Origin of the sequence: Pseudarthrobacter polychromogenes, from assembly GCF_014644495.1 — a bacterium.
In the GTDB taxonomy this organism is placed as follows: Bacteria; Actinomycetota; Actinomycetes; order Actinomycetales; family Micrococcaceae; genus Arthrobacter; species Arthrobacter polychromogenes.
Genome location: NZ_BMKU01000001.1, coordinates 547,949 through 561,460 on the forward strand (window position 1 = coordinate 547,949; position 13,512 = coordinate 561,460).

General features: G+C 65.1%; 14 protein-coding genes. 8 read left to right on the forward strand and 6 right to left on the reverse strand.

Features of this window, described 5'->3' with window-relative positions:
* Positions 1 to 64: 64 nt before the first annotated feature.
* A complete protein-coding gene (locus tag IEX43_RS02735) occupies positions 65 to 790 on the reverse strand; it encodes a beta-ketoacyl-ACP reductase (RefSeq protein ID WP_188808940.1) in 726 nt (241 codons plus the stop codon).
* A 154-nt stretch (positions 791 to 944) separates the two neighbouring features.
* On the opposite strand from IEX43_RS02735, the gene IEX43_RS02740 reads away from it, so the two are divergent.
* The 4 genes from IEX43_RS02740 to IEX43_RS02755 are packed head-to-tail and all read left to right on the forward strand — an operon-like array spanning position 945 to position 3,001.
* Positions 945 to 1,379: a DUF3099 domain-containing protein gene (locus IEX43_RS02740; protein ID WP_188808941.1), complete on the forward strand. Its 435-nt coding sequence runs from the start codon at positions 945 to 947 to the stop codon at positions 1,377 to 1,379.
* The gene (locus tag IEX43_RS02745; protein WP_188808942.1) at positions 1,376 to 1,645 is read left to right on the forward strand and encodes a hypothetical protein; all 270 of its coding nucleotides are present in this window, start codon (positions 1,376 to 1,378) and stop codon (positions 1,643 to 1,645) included. The genes IEX43_RS02740 and IEX43_RS02745 overlap by 4 nt, the downstream gene beginning before the upstream one ends.
* A complete protein-coding gene (locus IEX43_RS02750; RefSeq protein ID WP_188808943.1) occupies positions 1,646 to 2,521 on the forward strand; it encodes an SURF1 family cytochrome oxidase biogenesis protein in 876 nt (291 codons plus the stop codon). It abuts the gene before it with no gap.
* Between the two features lie 3 nt (positions 2,522 to 2,524).
* A complete protein-coding gene (locus IEX43_RS02755) occupies positions 2,525 to 3,001 on the forward strand; it encodes a YbaK/EbsC family protein (RefSeq protein ID WP_188808944.1) in 477 nt (158 codons plus the stop codon).
* Positions 3,002 to 3,130: 129 nt separating this feature from the next.
* Here the strand turns inward: IEX43_RS02755 and IEX43_RS02760 are convergent, their stop codons facing one another.
* Entirely contained in the window at positions 3,131 to 4,729 is a 1,599-nt protein-coding gene (locus IEX43_RS02760; RefSeq protein ID WP_066275709.1) for an ABC-F family ATP-binding cassette domain-containing protein, read from the reverse strand.
* A 162-nt stretch (positions 4,730 to 4,891) separates the two neighbouring features.
* On the opposite strand from IEX43_RS02760, the gene IEX43_RS02765 reads away from it, so the two are divergent.
* Positions 4,892 to 5,701, forward strand: a complete 810-nt coding sequence (locus IEX43_RS02765; protein ID WP_229666270.1) for an alpha/beta fold hydrolase — start codon at positions 4,892 to 4,894, stop codon at positions 5,699 to 5,701.
* 69 nt (positions 5,702 to 5,770) lie between these two features.
* The gene (locus IEX43_RS02770) at positions 5,771 to 6,463 is read left to right on the forward strand and encodes an LmeA family phospholipid-binding protein (protein ID WP_188808945.1); all 693 of its coding nucleotides are present in this window, start codon (positions 5,771 to 5,773) and stop codon (positions 6,461 to 6,463) included.
* Positions 6,464 to 6,487: 24 nt separating this feature from the next.
* On the opposite strand, the gene IEX43_RS02775 is transcribed toward IEX43_RS02770, so the two are convergent.
* The 4 genes from IEX43_RS02775 to IEX43_RS02790 all read right to left on the reverse strand — a co-directional run bounded on the left by IEX43_RS02775 (position 6,488) and on the right by IEX43_RS02790 (position 10,525).
* Complete coding sequence (locus IEX43_RS02775; RefSeq protein WP_188808946.1) at positions 6,488 to 6,817, reverse strand: hypothetical protein; 330 nt, start codon at positions 6,815 to 6,817, stop codon at positions 6,488 to 6,490.
* A 36-nt stretch (positions 6,818 to 6,853) separates the two neighbouring features.
* Positions 6,854 to 8,227, reverse strand: coding sequence for a right-handed parallel beta-helix repeat-containing protein (locus tag IEX43_RS02780; RefSeq protein WP_188808947.1), 1,374 nt, complete (start codon positions 8,225 to 8,227; stop codon positions 6,854 to 6,856).
* Between the two features lie 135 nt (positions 8,228 to 8,362).
* Positions 8,363 to 8,905 (reverse strand): hypothetical protein, encoded by a 543-nt coding sequence (locus tag IEX43_RS02785; protein ID WP_188808948.1) that lies wholly within the window; start codon positions 8,903 to 8,905, stop codon positions 8,363 to 8,365.
* An 84-nt stretch (positions 8,906 to 8,989) separates the two neighbouring features.
* Entirely contained in the window at positions 8,990 to 10,525 is a 1,536-nt protein-coding gene (locus IEX43_RS02790) for an alkaline phosphatase (protein ID WP_229666271.1), read from the reverse strand.
* A gap of 367 nt (positions 10,526 to 10,892) precedes the next feature.
* On the opposite strand from IEX43_RS02790, the gene IEX43_RS02795 reads away from it, so the two are divergent.
* Together IEX43_RS02795 and IEX43_RS02800 are read left to right on the forward strand one after the other, a co-directional pair.
* Entirely contained in the window at positions 10,893 to 12,680 is a 1,788-nt protein-coding gene (locus tag IEX43_RS02795; protein WP_188808949.1) for a multicopper oxidase family protein, read from the forward strand.
* Between the two features lie 181 nt (positions 12,681 to 12,861).
* On the forward strand, positions 12,862 to 13,506 hold the full coding sequence (locus IEX43_RS02800) for a biotin transporter BioY (protein ID WP_188808950.1): 645 nt from the start codon (positions 12,862 to 12,864) through the stop codon (positions 13,504 to 13,506).
* The last annotated feature ends 6 nt before the right edge of the window (positions 13,507 to 13,512 follow it).

A 13,512-nucleotide genomic window follows, 5' to 3' on the forward strand; every position in this document is an offset into this window, starting at 1 on the left:
CCCGGCCAATTCCCTTGTGTGACCTACACAAAGAAGCGCCGGGCTGCTAGTTTGCCGGCGCCGGTCAGTGCCCCATGCCCAGGCCGCCGTCAACAGGGATGACGGCTCCGGAAATGTAGGCGGCCTCGTCGCTGGAGATCCAGCGGACCACGTTGGCAACCTCGCTGGCCTCGGCGAAACGGCCTGCCGGGATGCTGGAAAGGTAGTCCTTCTGCGTGGCTTCAGGGAGCTCGGCGGTCATGTCCGTGTTGATGAAGCCGGGCGCCACGACGTTGGCGGTGATCCCGCGGGAACCGAGCTCACGCGTGAGGGAGCGGGCGATGCCCACCAGGCCCGCTTTTGACGCTGAGTAGTTGATCTGTCCGGGAGCACCGTACAGGCCCGACACGGAGGAAATCAGGACAACGCGGCCCTTGCGGAGCCGGATCATGCCCTTGGAGGCGCGCTTGATGACCCGGAAAGCACCGGTGAGGTTGGTGTCGATGACGGATGTGAAGTCCTCTTCGCTCATGCGCAGGAGCAGCATGTCCTTGGTGATTCCGGCGTTGGCCACCAGGACTTCCACCGGTCCGTGGGCAGCTTCCACTTCCTTGAAGGCCGCGTCCACGGAAGCCTCGTCCGTGACGTCCGCCTTGACGCCGAGGATCCCCTCCGGCAGCTTCGTTTCGCTGCGGTAGGTCACGGCAACCTTGTCGCCGTTGGCCAGGAACGCCTCGGCGATGGCCAGGCCGATGCCGCGGTTGCCGCCGGTGATCAGGACGCTGCGGGGTGCGGTGGCTGCTTCAGTCATGTAGGAGGCTCCGGAATTCTGCGGCGCGCTGGGGCCGCTGTAGGTGGGGGTGATTTGGCTGACTTCGATCTTAGCGCCCGGCCCGGCCCGGGTTTGGGCGCCACTGCCAATGGTGAGAGAATTGATGCAAGCCTTTGGAGCGTGATAAACCACCGTGACCCTTGAAAACCATGCGGGACAATCCGCGCCTGGAGAACCTGGCCGGTTCTCCGGCGATTCGGAAGTCCACAGCATCACGGATGCCGCTGGAGCCCACTCGGAGGACATGCGCCAGCGCATGATCAAGTACGCGTTGGCCATGGGAATCCGCATGGTGTGCCTGGTCCTGATTTTCGTGGTGGACGGCTGGTTCAAGATCATTCCGGTGGCCGGCGCGGTGTTCCTGCCCTGGATCGCCGTGATCATCGCGAACGGGAACGACAAAGCCGAGGGCCACAGCGACCTCCTGCTGGACTCGGCCCCGCTGGCTGAGCTGGAAAGCCCGCTGGCGCGGCCCGCAGGGGATGATCCCGGCAGTGAACTCCTGCAGGGCGAGCTGATTACTGACGACGACGAATCCCCGTCCGGGCAGGAAAGGAAGGCCTCGTGAGCATCTTCGACTTCGCCGCCGGCACCGATCCCGCAGTGGCGGAAGCCGGTGCCATCTGTTCCCGCAAGGCATGCCGGGCGCAGGCTTCCTGGCAGCTCCAGTGGAACAACCCCAAGATCCATTCCCCGGAACGCCGCAAGACCTGGCTTGCCTGCGCCGACCACCGGGAATGGCTGGAGGACTACCTTCAGACACGGGGCCTCTGGAAGGAAACCCTGCCCCTCGACGACTCACGGGCGTCCGGCGGCCCTGGGCAGGTCAGCTGAATGTACCGTTTCCTCTTCTCCAGCAAGTGGCTGGGTTATCTGCTGTTGGCTGCCATCTTCGCCTCCGCCTGTGTATTCCTGGGCCGCTGGCAGATGGACCGTCGCGCAGAGACCCTGGCCGAAATCAACCGCGTAGTGACCAACTACTCGGCAACTCCCATCCCGTTCGCGGACGCCAGGGAGCAATTTGATGAGCTGGACCCTGCCATGGAGTGGACCCAGGTGGAGCTGAGGGGCACGTACCTCACCGACGGCCAGCGCGTGGTCCGGAACCGTCCGCTCAATGGCCAGCCGGGCTACGAAGTGGTGGTCCCGTTCCGTCTTGACTCCGGTGAGACAGTGGTCATCGACCGGGGCTGGCTGCCCATCGGCAACAATAATCCGGGCGCCCCGGACTCGGTGCCGGAACCCCCTGCGGGTGACGTGACCGCCGTCGTGCGTTTGAAGCATCCCGAGCCCGAACTCCAGCGTGGCGCCCCCGAAGGCCAGCTGGCGTCCATCGACCTTGCCGCCTACTCCGGCCAACTCGGGTACCCGCTCCTGACCGGGGCGTACGGCCAGCTTGCGTCGGAGACACCGCCTGCAGCGGAGATGCCGTTCCCGTTCCCGAAGCCTTCCACCGAGGAAGGCACACACCTTTCGTACTCGCTGCAGTGGTTCGCGTTCGGCGTGCTGATGTTCGTTGGTTTTGGCTACGCTGCCCGCCAGCAGGCACGCAACGCCGCCATTGACGCCGAGGACGACGACGGGACAGCAGAGGGCGCGCCCCGCCCGGCAGGCGGCGAGCACCGCCGTCGTCCGTCACCTCCCAGGAAGCGGAAGAAAGCGACCTCCGAAGAGGAGGAAGACGCACTCCTGGACGCGCAGGGGTACTGAAGGATGACGGAGCACGACGACGGCCCGGTTGCCTTAGTGCGCGCGGCATTGGTGGCTGCCGGAGTTGGGGACACCGTGCGGACTTTTCCCGCGGGCGTTCCGACGGCGTCCGCGGCTGCTGAGGCGCTCGGCTGCGACCTTGCGGCGATCACGAACAGCCTGATTTTCGACCTCGGCGGCGAGCCCTTGCTGATCCTCGCAAGCGGGGCCGCACGCGTGGATACCAGGCTGGTTGCTGAAAAGTTGGGGGCGGGCAGGATCCGCCGCGCCTCCCACGACTTCGTCCTGCAGCACACGGGTCAGCATGTAGGCGGAGTAGCCCCGGTCGGTCATCCCGAAAAGATCAGGACGCTCCTGGACGAGTCGCTCCAGAAGCACGATCTCCTCTGGGCCGGAGCAGGCGACCACAACTCAATGTTCAGCATCACCTACCGGCAGCTCCAAAAAATAACCGAAGCCCTGGAACTGAAGGTGCGCTAATGCTCAAGCCTCATTGGGCACGAGCGCAGCGGTGTAGGTGATTTATGTAGCGTGCGTCAAAGGCGACGAAGGAGCCAGCACGCGGGAAATCGCCTGCGCCGCGTAGCGGAGCCAGCCGGAGTGAAAGGCTCAGGCCAGCGTAATCAGGTCCAGGTAGTCTTCGTTCCAGTGGTCCTCGACGCCGTCGGGCAGCAGGACAACGCGCTCGGGGTTGAGGGCCTCCACTGCGCCCTCGTCGTGGCTGACCAGGACGACGGCGCCGCTGTAGTTCCTGAGGGCGCCCAGGATTTCTGCGCGGCTGGCAGGGTCCAGGTTGTTGGTGGGCTCGTCGAGGAGGAGGACGTTGGCGCTGGAGGCCACGATGGTGGCAAGGGCCAGACGGGTCTTCTCGCCGCCGGAAAGGACGCCGGCGGGCTTGTCGACGTCGTCGCCTGAAAACAGGAACGAACCCAGGATGCCGCGGACCTCGGCGTCCTTCATGTCCGGGGCGGCGGAGCGCATGTTTTCCAGGACGGTCCGGTCGACGTCCAGGGTTTCGTGCTCCTGGGCGTAGTAGCCCACCTTCAGGCCATGGCCGGCAATGACGTCACCGGTGTCAGGCTGGTCCACGCCCGCGAGCATCCGCAGGAGGGTGGTTTTGCCGGCACCGTTGAGGCCCAGGATGACCACCTTGGAGCCGCGGTCGATAGCCAAGTCCACGTCCGTGAAGATCTCCAGCGAACCGTAGGACTTGCTGAGGCCCTCGGCAGTAAGCGGGGTCCTGCCGCACGGCGAGGGGTCCGGAAAACGCAGTGCTGCCACGCGGTCGTTTTCCCGGACTGCCTCGAGTCCGCTGAGCAGCCGCTCGGCGCGCTTGGCCATGTTCTGGGCGGCAACCGCCTTGGTGGCCTTGGCGCGCATCTTGTTGGCCTGGTCGAAAAGGACCTGGGCCTTCTTCTCGGCGTTGGCGCGTTCCCGCTTGCGGGCGCGCTCATCGGTTTCGCGCTGGGTGAGGTAGCGCTTCCAGTCCATGTTGTAGAAGTCGATCTGCGCACGGTTGGCGTCCAGCAGGAACACCTTGTTTACGGTGGCTTCGAGCAGTTCCGTGTCGTGGCTGATCACGATCAGGCCGCCCTGGTGGTTCTTGAGGAAGTCACGCAGCCAGGCGATGGAATCGGCGTCGAGGTGGTTGGTGGGCTCATCGAGAAGCATTGTCTCGGCGTCCGAATACAGGATGCGCGCCAGCTCCACGCGGCGCCGCTGGCCACCGGAGAGGGTCTTGAGCGGCTGGTTCAGCAGGCGGTCCGGCAGGGCGAGGTTGGAGCAGATTGCCGCCGCCTCGGCCTCAGCGGCGTAGCCGCCGGCTGCCAGGAACTCGGATTCGAGCCGGTCGTAGCGGTTCATCGCCTTGCGCTGGACCGCCGCGTCCTCGCTGGCCATTTCCTCGTGCGCCACGCGGAGTTTGCCGACGGCGATGTCCAGGCCGCGGACGGACAGGATTCGGTCCCGTGCGAGCTGCTCCATGTCCGGCGTCCGGGGATCCTGCGGCAGGTAGCCGATCTCGCCGGTGCGGGTCACTTTCCCCGCGGCGGGGAGTCCTTCACCGGCGAGGACCCTGGTGAGGGTGGTCTTCCCGGCACCGTTACGGCCCACCAGGCCGATCTTGTCTCCCTTGTCGATGCGGAAGCTCACCTGGTCCATCAGGAGCCGGGCGCCGGCGCGCAGTTCAAGATCCTGGACAGTAATCACAGCAGGTAAGGCCTTTCACAACAGGGAACGCCGCAGCCCTCGCACGATGTTGGGAGGGAGCCGGGGCAGAGTGGCCGGAGAACGGCCCACCCAAGTCTACCGTCCGGCAACGTCCACGCAGAACGCCCCGTCTGCAGCCGCCTGTTCAGCTAGCGTTGCGGCATGACCTTGATGGACTTCCCTGCCCGTTCTTTCGGAGTCAGTACCGGGCCCGGCGTTCACATCCACGGCTTCGAACTGGGACCGGCCGACGGAGCGCCTGTCGTCATCCTGCATGGATTGGCTGGCAGTGCGCGTGAGTTCGTCCAGACGGCGCTCGCGCTGCCGGAGTTCCGAACCGTTTTGATCGATCTCCGCGGGCACGGCAGAAGTACCACCCGGCCAGGCGACCTTTCCCGCGAAGCCTTCGTTGCCGACGTCGTACGTGTTATCGAATCAGTGGTCCGCGCACCCGTGACCCTTATTGGGCAGTCTCTTGGCGGGCACACGGCGATGCTGGTGGCGGCCGCGCGCCCTGATCTGGTCTCCCGGCTGGTCCTTCTCGAGTCCGGCGCACGCGGCGGAAGCGGGGACGAGCATGAACACTTGGGTAAATACTTCCGGTCCTGGCCCCTGCCCTTCGCAAGCCGCACAACAGCACAGGAGTTTCTGGGGGACGGACCCTTGGCCCGGGCGTGGGTGGCTGATCTGGAGGAAAGGGCGGACGGGTTGTGGCCGCGGTTTGAGGCTGACGTCATGGTGGCCGCGATCAAAGGAGTGGCCGCGCCCCGCTGGGACGAGTGGGAGAGCATCGCTGTGCCAACGCTCGTTATTTATGGAGAAAACGGGATATTCGCTGCGGAGGACAAGTCCGAGTTCTGCGAGCGCGGCCGCAGGGTCCAGCGCGTGGATTTGGCCGGGGCGTCCCATGACAGCCATCTGGATGCGTTCCACTCCTGGGTGGCGGCTCTCCGTCCGTTCATGGGGGTCTGAGGCAGAGCGAGTAGCAGCGTGTGCGGTTTGGGGTTTCGCGGCCCGGGGGTGAGCCATCAGACTGTCCTGATGGAGTGGACGCGTGCCAAGGACTGGCTGATCGGTGCTGCTGGGATGGTCATCGTCCTGGGTCTTGCGGTTGCAATCGCGTGGTGGGTGGTGAGCAGTCCAGCCAGCGGGGTTGCGGCAGCGCCAGCGCCCTCCCCCACGGCGGGCGCTGAACCCACTGCAGCCGCCGAGCCTCCCGCCGGCCTGCGCGGGGACGAGGTGTGGCTCGCCGATCTTGCCCTGGACGCCGGGACAGTGGCGATCGCGGGCTCGTTGCTTCAGGACGTGAGGGCCGTAGGGCAGGGCGTGGTCACGGGGCCGGGCGGGATGGTTGCTGAACGCCTCGCCGTGGACGCGACCGTTCCGTTCGACGTCGTTGCCGGGGAACTCGGTGATGGGACGGTGGTCCGCGCCGCCGATGGCGGCCAGGTCCTGGTGGTCCGTACAGTCCAGGTCCTGGGCCGCGAGCTGGACGTCAACGCCACGGGCACAGTCAGGGTCGACGCCGGCCGGCTGGTTGTTGAGCCGCGCTCGATTGACTTGGGCGGGCCCGGCTTCCTCTCCGACGCCCTCGGTGCCGCCGTGAGAAGGCTCGTGACCATCGAGCACAGCATTGACGGCCTGCCCGAGGGCCTCGTCCTTCAGGATGTCGCGGTCCAGGGCGACGGCTTCCGTGCGAGGCTCTCCGGCGAGGACGTCAAGCTCGTTCCATGACGGCGCCCGCCCTGGCCTGTAAACCTAGGTGGGTTTCTTAGTCAATACATCCGGAGCTTCCTGCCGGCGTCGAATTTCCAGGAGCCCGACCGCGTTTGCTCCGGTGAAGACGGCGCTGAAGGTGATCAGGAGGTCCCTGACTATCACCGAATTCGGGTCACCGGGCTGGGCGATAAGCGATATGGCGAGAATCAGGGCGCCCACACAGAGCCCGCCCGCGCTCGGGAAGTTCCGCTGCCGCATCAGTCCGTTTACCCTTCGGGTCCTGCCGCACGGGCGTCTTGCCTGCTCGATCTTGGAGTCATGCACCTGACCGTAGGCCTCGCCAGCCGTCCAGGCAATGCTCTTGATCAAATCCTGAGCATCGGACCCGGATGTTTCCCTGCGTGTTCATGATTGCCCTTCGCAACGGCCCGTGGTGAGCACACCGAACGTTGAACCGCGCTCCTTACCGGTGCGTGCCTGCCAGGGTGCGGCCTGCTCGATGGTCTCCGCGTTCTGGTAGTCGGTCTTCTTGCCTGGCCCGAGCTTGATGACGTTGTGGTGCAGGTTCAGCCCTTTGGGGTCCGTCCTGTCTCCGCTGATGTTGATGTAGCTGTCCCGCGCGCCGATGAACTGGTTCCGGGTGACCTCTACATCCATGGGCAGCTCGGTGTCATACGTCAGGATGTGGGTGCCCTTGCCTGCCGTGTCCGGCCGGATGCTGGCAGCCCACGAGTAGCCCGCGTTGATGCAGAGATTGTCTTTGAACGTGCAGCGGATGTGCCCGGACCCTGGAGTCGCATCGCCTGCAGACCACATCTCGAAGGTCTGGTTGCAATTCTCCACCCGGTTGTTCCCGAAGTGGATGTCGGTCCATGACTTGGCGTCCTTCGTTGCCGTCCCCTGCATCGTGAAGGCGACGTCGTAGCACTCCCGGATGGTGTTGTCCTCCATGATGATGTTGGACGCGCCGATCCAGACCTCGATGCCGTTGCCGTACCGGGTGCCGTCGGAGCTCAGCCGGGACCCGCCAAGGTCCTCCAGGCGGCAGTTCCTGATGCGGATGTTCTCCGAGCCGCCGGTCGCAATGCCGTGTGCTCCATGGCCCTCGATATGGATGCCATCCAGGATGCTGTGGGAGGCGGGCCGGATGCCGTCCTGCTGGACGGCGATTGCGACGCCGTCGCCCGGGTCAAAGTTCGACCTGACATACACAAAGGTCTCGTCGCTGTAGAAGTCCCACTGATAGGCCAGTGCATCCAGGCTGATCCGCTTCCATCCACGGATGAGGCCCGCCACCTTCAGGAAACCTACATTGGTGGACGGAGCGCCGGTGTTGCCGCTGTACTGGCCGGACCGGGCGGTGATGTCCAGCTTCCAAACCCCGGTGGTGTGCCGGATCCAGGCCCGTCTGCTGACCTTGTAGCCGGCAACCTTCGGGCGTGGGCCGGCGCCGTAGGCGCTCACCGTAAAGACTCCCGACGTGCCCTGGATGGACGGCTGGTGGAGGGTGCCGAAGAATGTGTCGCCGCGCTTGAGCAGGACGGCGTCGCCGCGGCGCAGGTCCCCGCTGCCGAGGGCGTCCTGGACGCGCGCGAGGCTGCGCCACGGGGCTGCCTCAGTGCCCGGGGCCGAGTCGGAACCAAAGACGCTCACATACCGGGTGTTCCTGCCCACGCGGGACGGGGTGCGTTCGTCCGTGAACACAGCGGAACTTGCGACGCCCGCAGCGGCCCCTTTGAGGAGCGTGCGGCGGCTGAATGGTCTCGGAGGTAGTCTCATTGCCGGGGATGGTCCTTACGGATATCTCACGAGCGATTTTATCCGGCGGCAACCGGCAGGGAAACCGTCAGCGAAAACCAGAACTATGCACACCTGGTACCGGCACGTACCGGCGATCCGGTGCGCGTTTCCGCGCTACTCGTTGACGAGGACGGGTACGCCCACTGCTGCTGAGACAGCATGGGGTGCAAGCCCGGCCGGTACCGGGATGCTGAACTCTTCTCCTTCTTCAGACGGTCCCGAGTGTGCATGGCCTTCTGTGCCGAGATGGTGCACAAAACGGGCCGTGCCAAGGAGGTTGCCGCGGTCATCGTAGAAGCCGGCGAGCACCTGGAGTTCGAGCAGGTCGCTGACATCACTGGTGACTCTGACTGCCCCGGTGGCAGCCTGTCCATCAAAAGCCAGGTCCTGGAACAGGATCCTGTCATCGAACGGGCCTTGGATTTCAAGGATCTGGCCCGGGGCCGGCCGGGCTGTCCGGAGTCCTGCCAAGTCCGGTTCCCCTTCGGCACTGACCAGGCCAGGGAAGGTTGTTTTGGCGGCAGCGGATGCCTGCGGGACGCTGCCGGCGCCGGGCGCAGGGGCAGATGCCCGACCACCCAGTCCGGCGGAGGCAAGCACAGCCAGCGAGGCAGCAGCGAGGGCTGCCATCAGGAGAATCCAGGGCTTGCGGTTCATCGTGTCCCCTCCTGGGTATGCGGCGTCCGCGGGGTGTCCAATACCCGGATTGCGGCCATCCTGCAGTGGTAGTTCACGCTAATCTCAGCGCAGGACGCGCAGGGCCTGGCCCACGATGTCGAACAGGTCGGTGTTGTCCACGCTGCCCTGCAGCTGTTCCGCACCCGGCCCGTAGGCGTATATGGGCACGTCGGCGCCCGTGTGGTTTCCCGAGGCGTAGGACAGCCAAAGGCTGGCTTCCTTGGAACCGTCCTTGACGTCGGAGGGGTCATTGGGGGTCCGGAAGGTGGCCGGGCCGAAGTTCTTCGGATCCTCTGAACCTTCGCCGTTGATGATTCCGGTCGAGCGCTCCTCGTCTTTGAAGTTTCCGCCATTCCGGGTCGGGGTGGAACTGTTGGCGCTGTTCCCGAAATCGACGTTCGGTGGGGGCCCGGCTGCTTCCGCGTTCGTGAAGGAGCCCTTTTCAATAATGTTGAAACCACCCGTTTCGTGGTCTGCGGTCACAATAACCAGGGTGTTGCCGTCCCTTTTCGCGAAGTCCAGGGCAGCGGCAACGGCGTCGTCGAAGGCTTTGACTTCATCCAGTGTCTGGGCCGCGTCATTGTCGTGGGAGCGCTTGTCGATCAGGGCACCTTCAACCTGCAGGTAGAAACCCTTGCCGTTACTCTGGTCCTGGTTCAGCAGTTCGATGGCCTTCTGGGTCATCTCCTGCAGGGACGGCTCCTCCGCCTGGGGTTTGTCGGGGTTGTCCTTCTTGGCCTTTTCAAGGGTCAGGTTTCCGGTGTTGAACAGTCCAAAAACCTTTTCACCCGAGGCCCCGTTCAGGTCGGCGCGTGTGGCGGGGATCCGGCTCGACACAGATCCCAGGATCGAGTAGCCCTGCTCCTTCAACGCGCTTTCATCCTTGGCGTCAAACCGGGCCATGCCACCGCCGAAAATGACGTCGGCGGTGCCATTGCGGGCGATCTGGTCCGCGATCGGGGTGACCCGGACATCGCTGGTGGGCAACTTGTCGCCGGTGACATCGGTGTCCTGGCAAGCATCGGCGGAGTAGTCCGGTCCCTGGCAGCCGCGGGCGAGGACGTGGCTCATCTGCCCGGCGGGCGTTGCATCGGTCACTTCGGCAGTGGAAACGTTGCCTGTGCGGTAGCCGGCCTGTTTGGCCAACTCCATGATGGTCGGCACCACAACACCCTTGGCGTCCACGCCGATGGCAGTGTTATACGTTTTCACCCCCGAGGCGAAGGCTGTGGCCGCAGCCGGGGACGCGGTGACCAGCTCCGGCACGAAGCCGGCCTGCCCGGGCTGGCCGGAGTTCTTCTCCACGGAATAGGTGCTGACCGAACCGTGGGACGGGAGGCTTTCCATTACCAGCCTGCCCTCGGCACCGTAGTAGCGCTCCCTGGCCGCCGTGACATGGGAGCGGCCCATCCCGTCGCCCAGCAGGTAGATGACATTCTTCGCCGGCGATTGAAGGGCTGCGGGCGCCGGCCTGGTGGCAGTGAACACCGCGTACGCCACCAGCGAGATCGCCAAGACCGCGCCAAGGACGATCCACACGATCCCGCGTATCTTCCTCGGAGTGCCATCGGACATGAGTGCGGCCGGAACGTATCTCATCAGCGGGTCCTTTCCCAGCCGGGGGCGGAAGTAGAAATCGGCCATGCCTGCGGTGAGAGAAGGCGGGTTCGTTCCGGGCCCGGGATACACACACCGGGTGCGGGACGAAACTGCTGGCGGATGGCTTCTTGGTTTCTCCTTCCAGCAGGCGCATCGTCGGTTACCAAAGAATCCCCCCCCTAGACGAGCTTGTAAGACCACCATAGGAAGCAGTGACGGCGGAAGGAAGGAAACGTTTCCATCCTTCCGATTTCTTCAGCCAATCTTGAGGTGCCGTGAACCGGGCCCAACGGCCCTGTTCCAGACCCGCACCGGACTCGTACGGTCAATCAAGGGGGACTCATCTTTCGAGCGAAAAGAGTCTGCGATGTATCTAACCCGACGCCAGTTGTTGCAGGCCGGTGCAGTCGCCGGCGCCGGCATCCTGGTCCACCCGGATGCCGCCCTGGCTGCCCGCACACTTGCCCGGCAGGCCGGTCCCCTGACGATGTTCTCCGAGCAACTGCCCACGCTGGCCGAACTAGGGGTCCTCGATATGCGGGCGGGCGGCCAGACCGAACTATCCATGCTCAACGCCGAGCACAACTTCCATAGCCAGCTTGACCCCACGGACACGTTCGCCTACCGGGCTGCCGGCGCGTCACAAACGTACCTCGGGCCCGTCATCGTCGCCCAACGCGGCACCCCGTTCGCCCTCACTGTGCACAACCAGCTGGGAGAGCACCCGCTGGCATTCGCCGTCGACAATGAGCTGGTGCCGCCCGGCAGCGACGACGCCAACGCCCCGCGCACCTCGACCCACCTGCATGGCGGCAACACCAGGCCAGGGTCCGACGGCGGCCCGGAACAGGTCTTTTCCCCCGGCAGCTCCTACACCTACCATTACGACAACAACCAGGATGCCGCCGGGCTCTGGTACCACGACCATGCGCTGGGCATCACCCGCCTTAACGTCTACGCCGGGCTGGCCGGCGGCTACCTCATTCGGGACACCCCGGGGCCGTCCGGGACCGGAATAGACACCGGAGACGGAACCCACCTCCCGCCGCCCCCATACGAGGTGCCCCTGGTCATCCAGGACCGGATGTTCAATCCCGATGGATCCTTCGCCTACCCTCCCAATCCGGAGCTGACAACCAGCGACGGCACCCCACGGCCCTGGGCGCCGGAGTTTTTCGGGGATGTGGCAACGGTCAACGGAAAATGCTGGCCGAACCTGGACGTGGACCGGGGAAAGTACCGGTTCCGCGTGTACAACGGGTCCAACGCAAGGTTCTACAACCTCAAGTTCGTGGCGGGCGGAAACGCGCTCGCGTTCGCCCAGATCGGCACGGACGGGGGTCTCCTCGACGCCCCGGCAAAGCTCAACAAACTGGTCCTGGGCCCGGGCGAGCGGGCAGACCTTGTGGTGGACTTTGCCGGCCTGTCCGCCGGATCCAAGGTGGTCCTGGGCAACAATGCCCCCACCCCCTATCCGGACGGCCCGGTCTCGGCGAAGCAAGGCGGGGTTCCCCTCCGCGAAATCATGCAGTTCACCGTGCAAAGCCAGAAAGGCTACACGGCGCCGCTGCCGGCGAAGTTGCGGCCCCAGCCCATGACGAGGCTGGCAGGACTGCCCACGGCGGCCACCCGCCAGATGACCCTCGTGGAAGTTCTTAATGCCGCGGGCATCCCCATCATGGCCCTGTTGAACAACCGCCCCTTCCACACCACCGACATCACCGCCGTGCAGGGCGACACCCTTGAGGAGTGGGAGCTGATCAACACAACAGTGGACGCGCACCCCATCCACCTCCATTTCACCCAGTTCCAGGTCCTCGACCGCCAGCGTTTCGACGTCGGCAAATACCTTGCCGCAACCGGATACGTGGATCCTGCCACCGGGCTGGTGACGCCGGGCCAGGGCAGCAGCGTGCCGGTCACGCCGTTCCTGATGGGCCGCCCCAAGGCGGCACCGGCCAACGAGCGGGGCTGGAAGGACACCGTCGTGTCGATGCCGGGAGAAGTGACACGGATCAGTGTTCCATTTGGGGCGGGTGCAGCGGGTGGAGCACCCTTGGCCATCGGCTCCTCGTTCACTGGCGAGTACGTCTGGCACTGCCACATCCTCGAACACGAGGACAACGACATGATGCAGCGCTACGTCATCGAATGACGGTTGTCCCTCCAAGGCACCACCTTCACCACAACGCGGAAGGGAAAACGCACCACCTTTGTGTCCAGCATGTAGCTGCAGGCAACCCGATTAGTAGACCCCCTACAAAATGCCCGCAGTTCCGCACCAGTAACGTCGGCAGTACATTAGATTCCGCTTGTACAACCCCGACAGGACTGCCATGAGCAACACCGACACCGCCTTCAAGAATCCCGCCAGCACCGTGCGCCGCCGCTGGAACGCCACCGACCTTGGCCTGATCGCCGTCTTCGCCGCCCTGGTTGCCGGCGCAGCCCTGGTCCCCGGCCTGGCCGTGAACGGATTCGGCGTCCCCATCACTTTCCAGACGCTGGCCGTGATGCTGACCGGCCTGGTTCTTGGACCGGGACGGGCCTTCGCCGCCGTGGGACTCTACACCCTGCTGGGGCTCGCCGGCCTGCCCATCTTCAGCCAGGGCCGCAGCGGCCTGGGGATCCTCGCCGGCCCTTCAGCCGGCTACATCATCGCCTTCCCGATCGCTGCCTGCGTTGTGGGCTGGCTGGCCACCATCGTGATCCGGCGGACCACCAAGGCCAGGGCGCTGTGGTTCTTCGTCTCTGCCGCCGTCACCAGCGCCGTTGTGGTGCATTCCCTCGGCATCGCCGGGATCGCGCTGAACACCAAGGCCACACTCGGGCAGGCTTTCCTGAGCGACCTGGTGTTCTACCCGGGTGACATGGTGAAGAACATCCTGGCCGCCGTCATCGCCGTCGCACTCCACCGCGCCTTCCCGGACATCCTGGTGCGCCGCGTCCGGCGCAGTGCCGCCCGGCCTGCAACGGCATAAGGGACC

What these genes read in the sequence shown, in the direction of transcription:
- IEX43_RS02735 (WP_188808940.1), bottom strand. Translation starts at nt 790, where the DNA reads ATGACTGAAGCAGCCACCGCACCCCGCAGCGTCCTGATCACCGGCGGC.
- IEX43_RS02750 (WP_188808943.1), top strand. Translation starts at nt 1,646, where the DNA reads ATGTACCGTTTCCTCTTCTCCAGCAAGTGGCTGGGTTATCTGCTGTTG.
- IEX43_RS02755 (WP_188808944.1), top strand. Translation starts at nt 2,525, where the DNA reads ATGACGGAGCACGACGACGGCCCGGTTGCCTTAGTGCGCGCGGCATTG.
- IEX43_RS02765 (WP_229666270.1), top strand. Translation starts at nt 4,892, where the DNA reads ATGACCTTGATGGACTTCCCTGCCCGTTCTTTCGGAGTCAGTACCGGG.
- IEX43_RS02770 (WP_188808945.1), top strand. Translation starts at nt 5,771, where the DNA reads ATGGAGTGGACGCGTGCCAAGGACTGGCTGATCGGTGCTGCTGGGATG.
- IEX43_RS02780 (WP_188808947.1), bottom strand. Translation starts at nt 8,227, where the DNA reads ATGAGACTACCTCCGAGACCATTCAGCCGCCGCACGCTCCTCAAAGGG.
- IEX43_RS02785 (WP_188808948.1), bottom strand. Translation starts at nt 8,905, where the DNA reads ATGAACCGCAAGCCCTGGATTCTCCTGATGGCAGCCCTCGCTGCTGCC.
- IEX43_RS02790 (WP_229666271.1), bottom strand. Translation starts at nt 10,525, where the DNA reads ATGAGATACGTTCCGGCCGCACTCATGTCCGATGGCACTCCGAGGAAG.
- IEX43_RS02795 (WP_188808949.1), top strand. Translation starts at nt 10,893, where the DNA reads ATGTATCTAACCCGACGCCAGTTGTTGCAGGCCGGTGCAGTCGCCGGC.
- IEX43_RS02800 (WP_188808950.1), top strand. Translation starts at nt 12,862, where the DNA reads ATGAGCAACACCGACACCGCCTTCAAGAATCCCGCCAGCACCGTGCGC.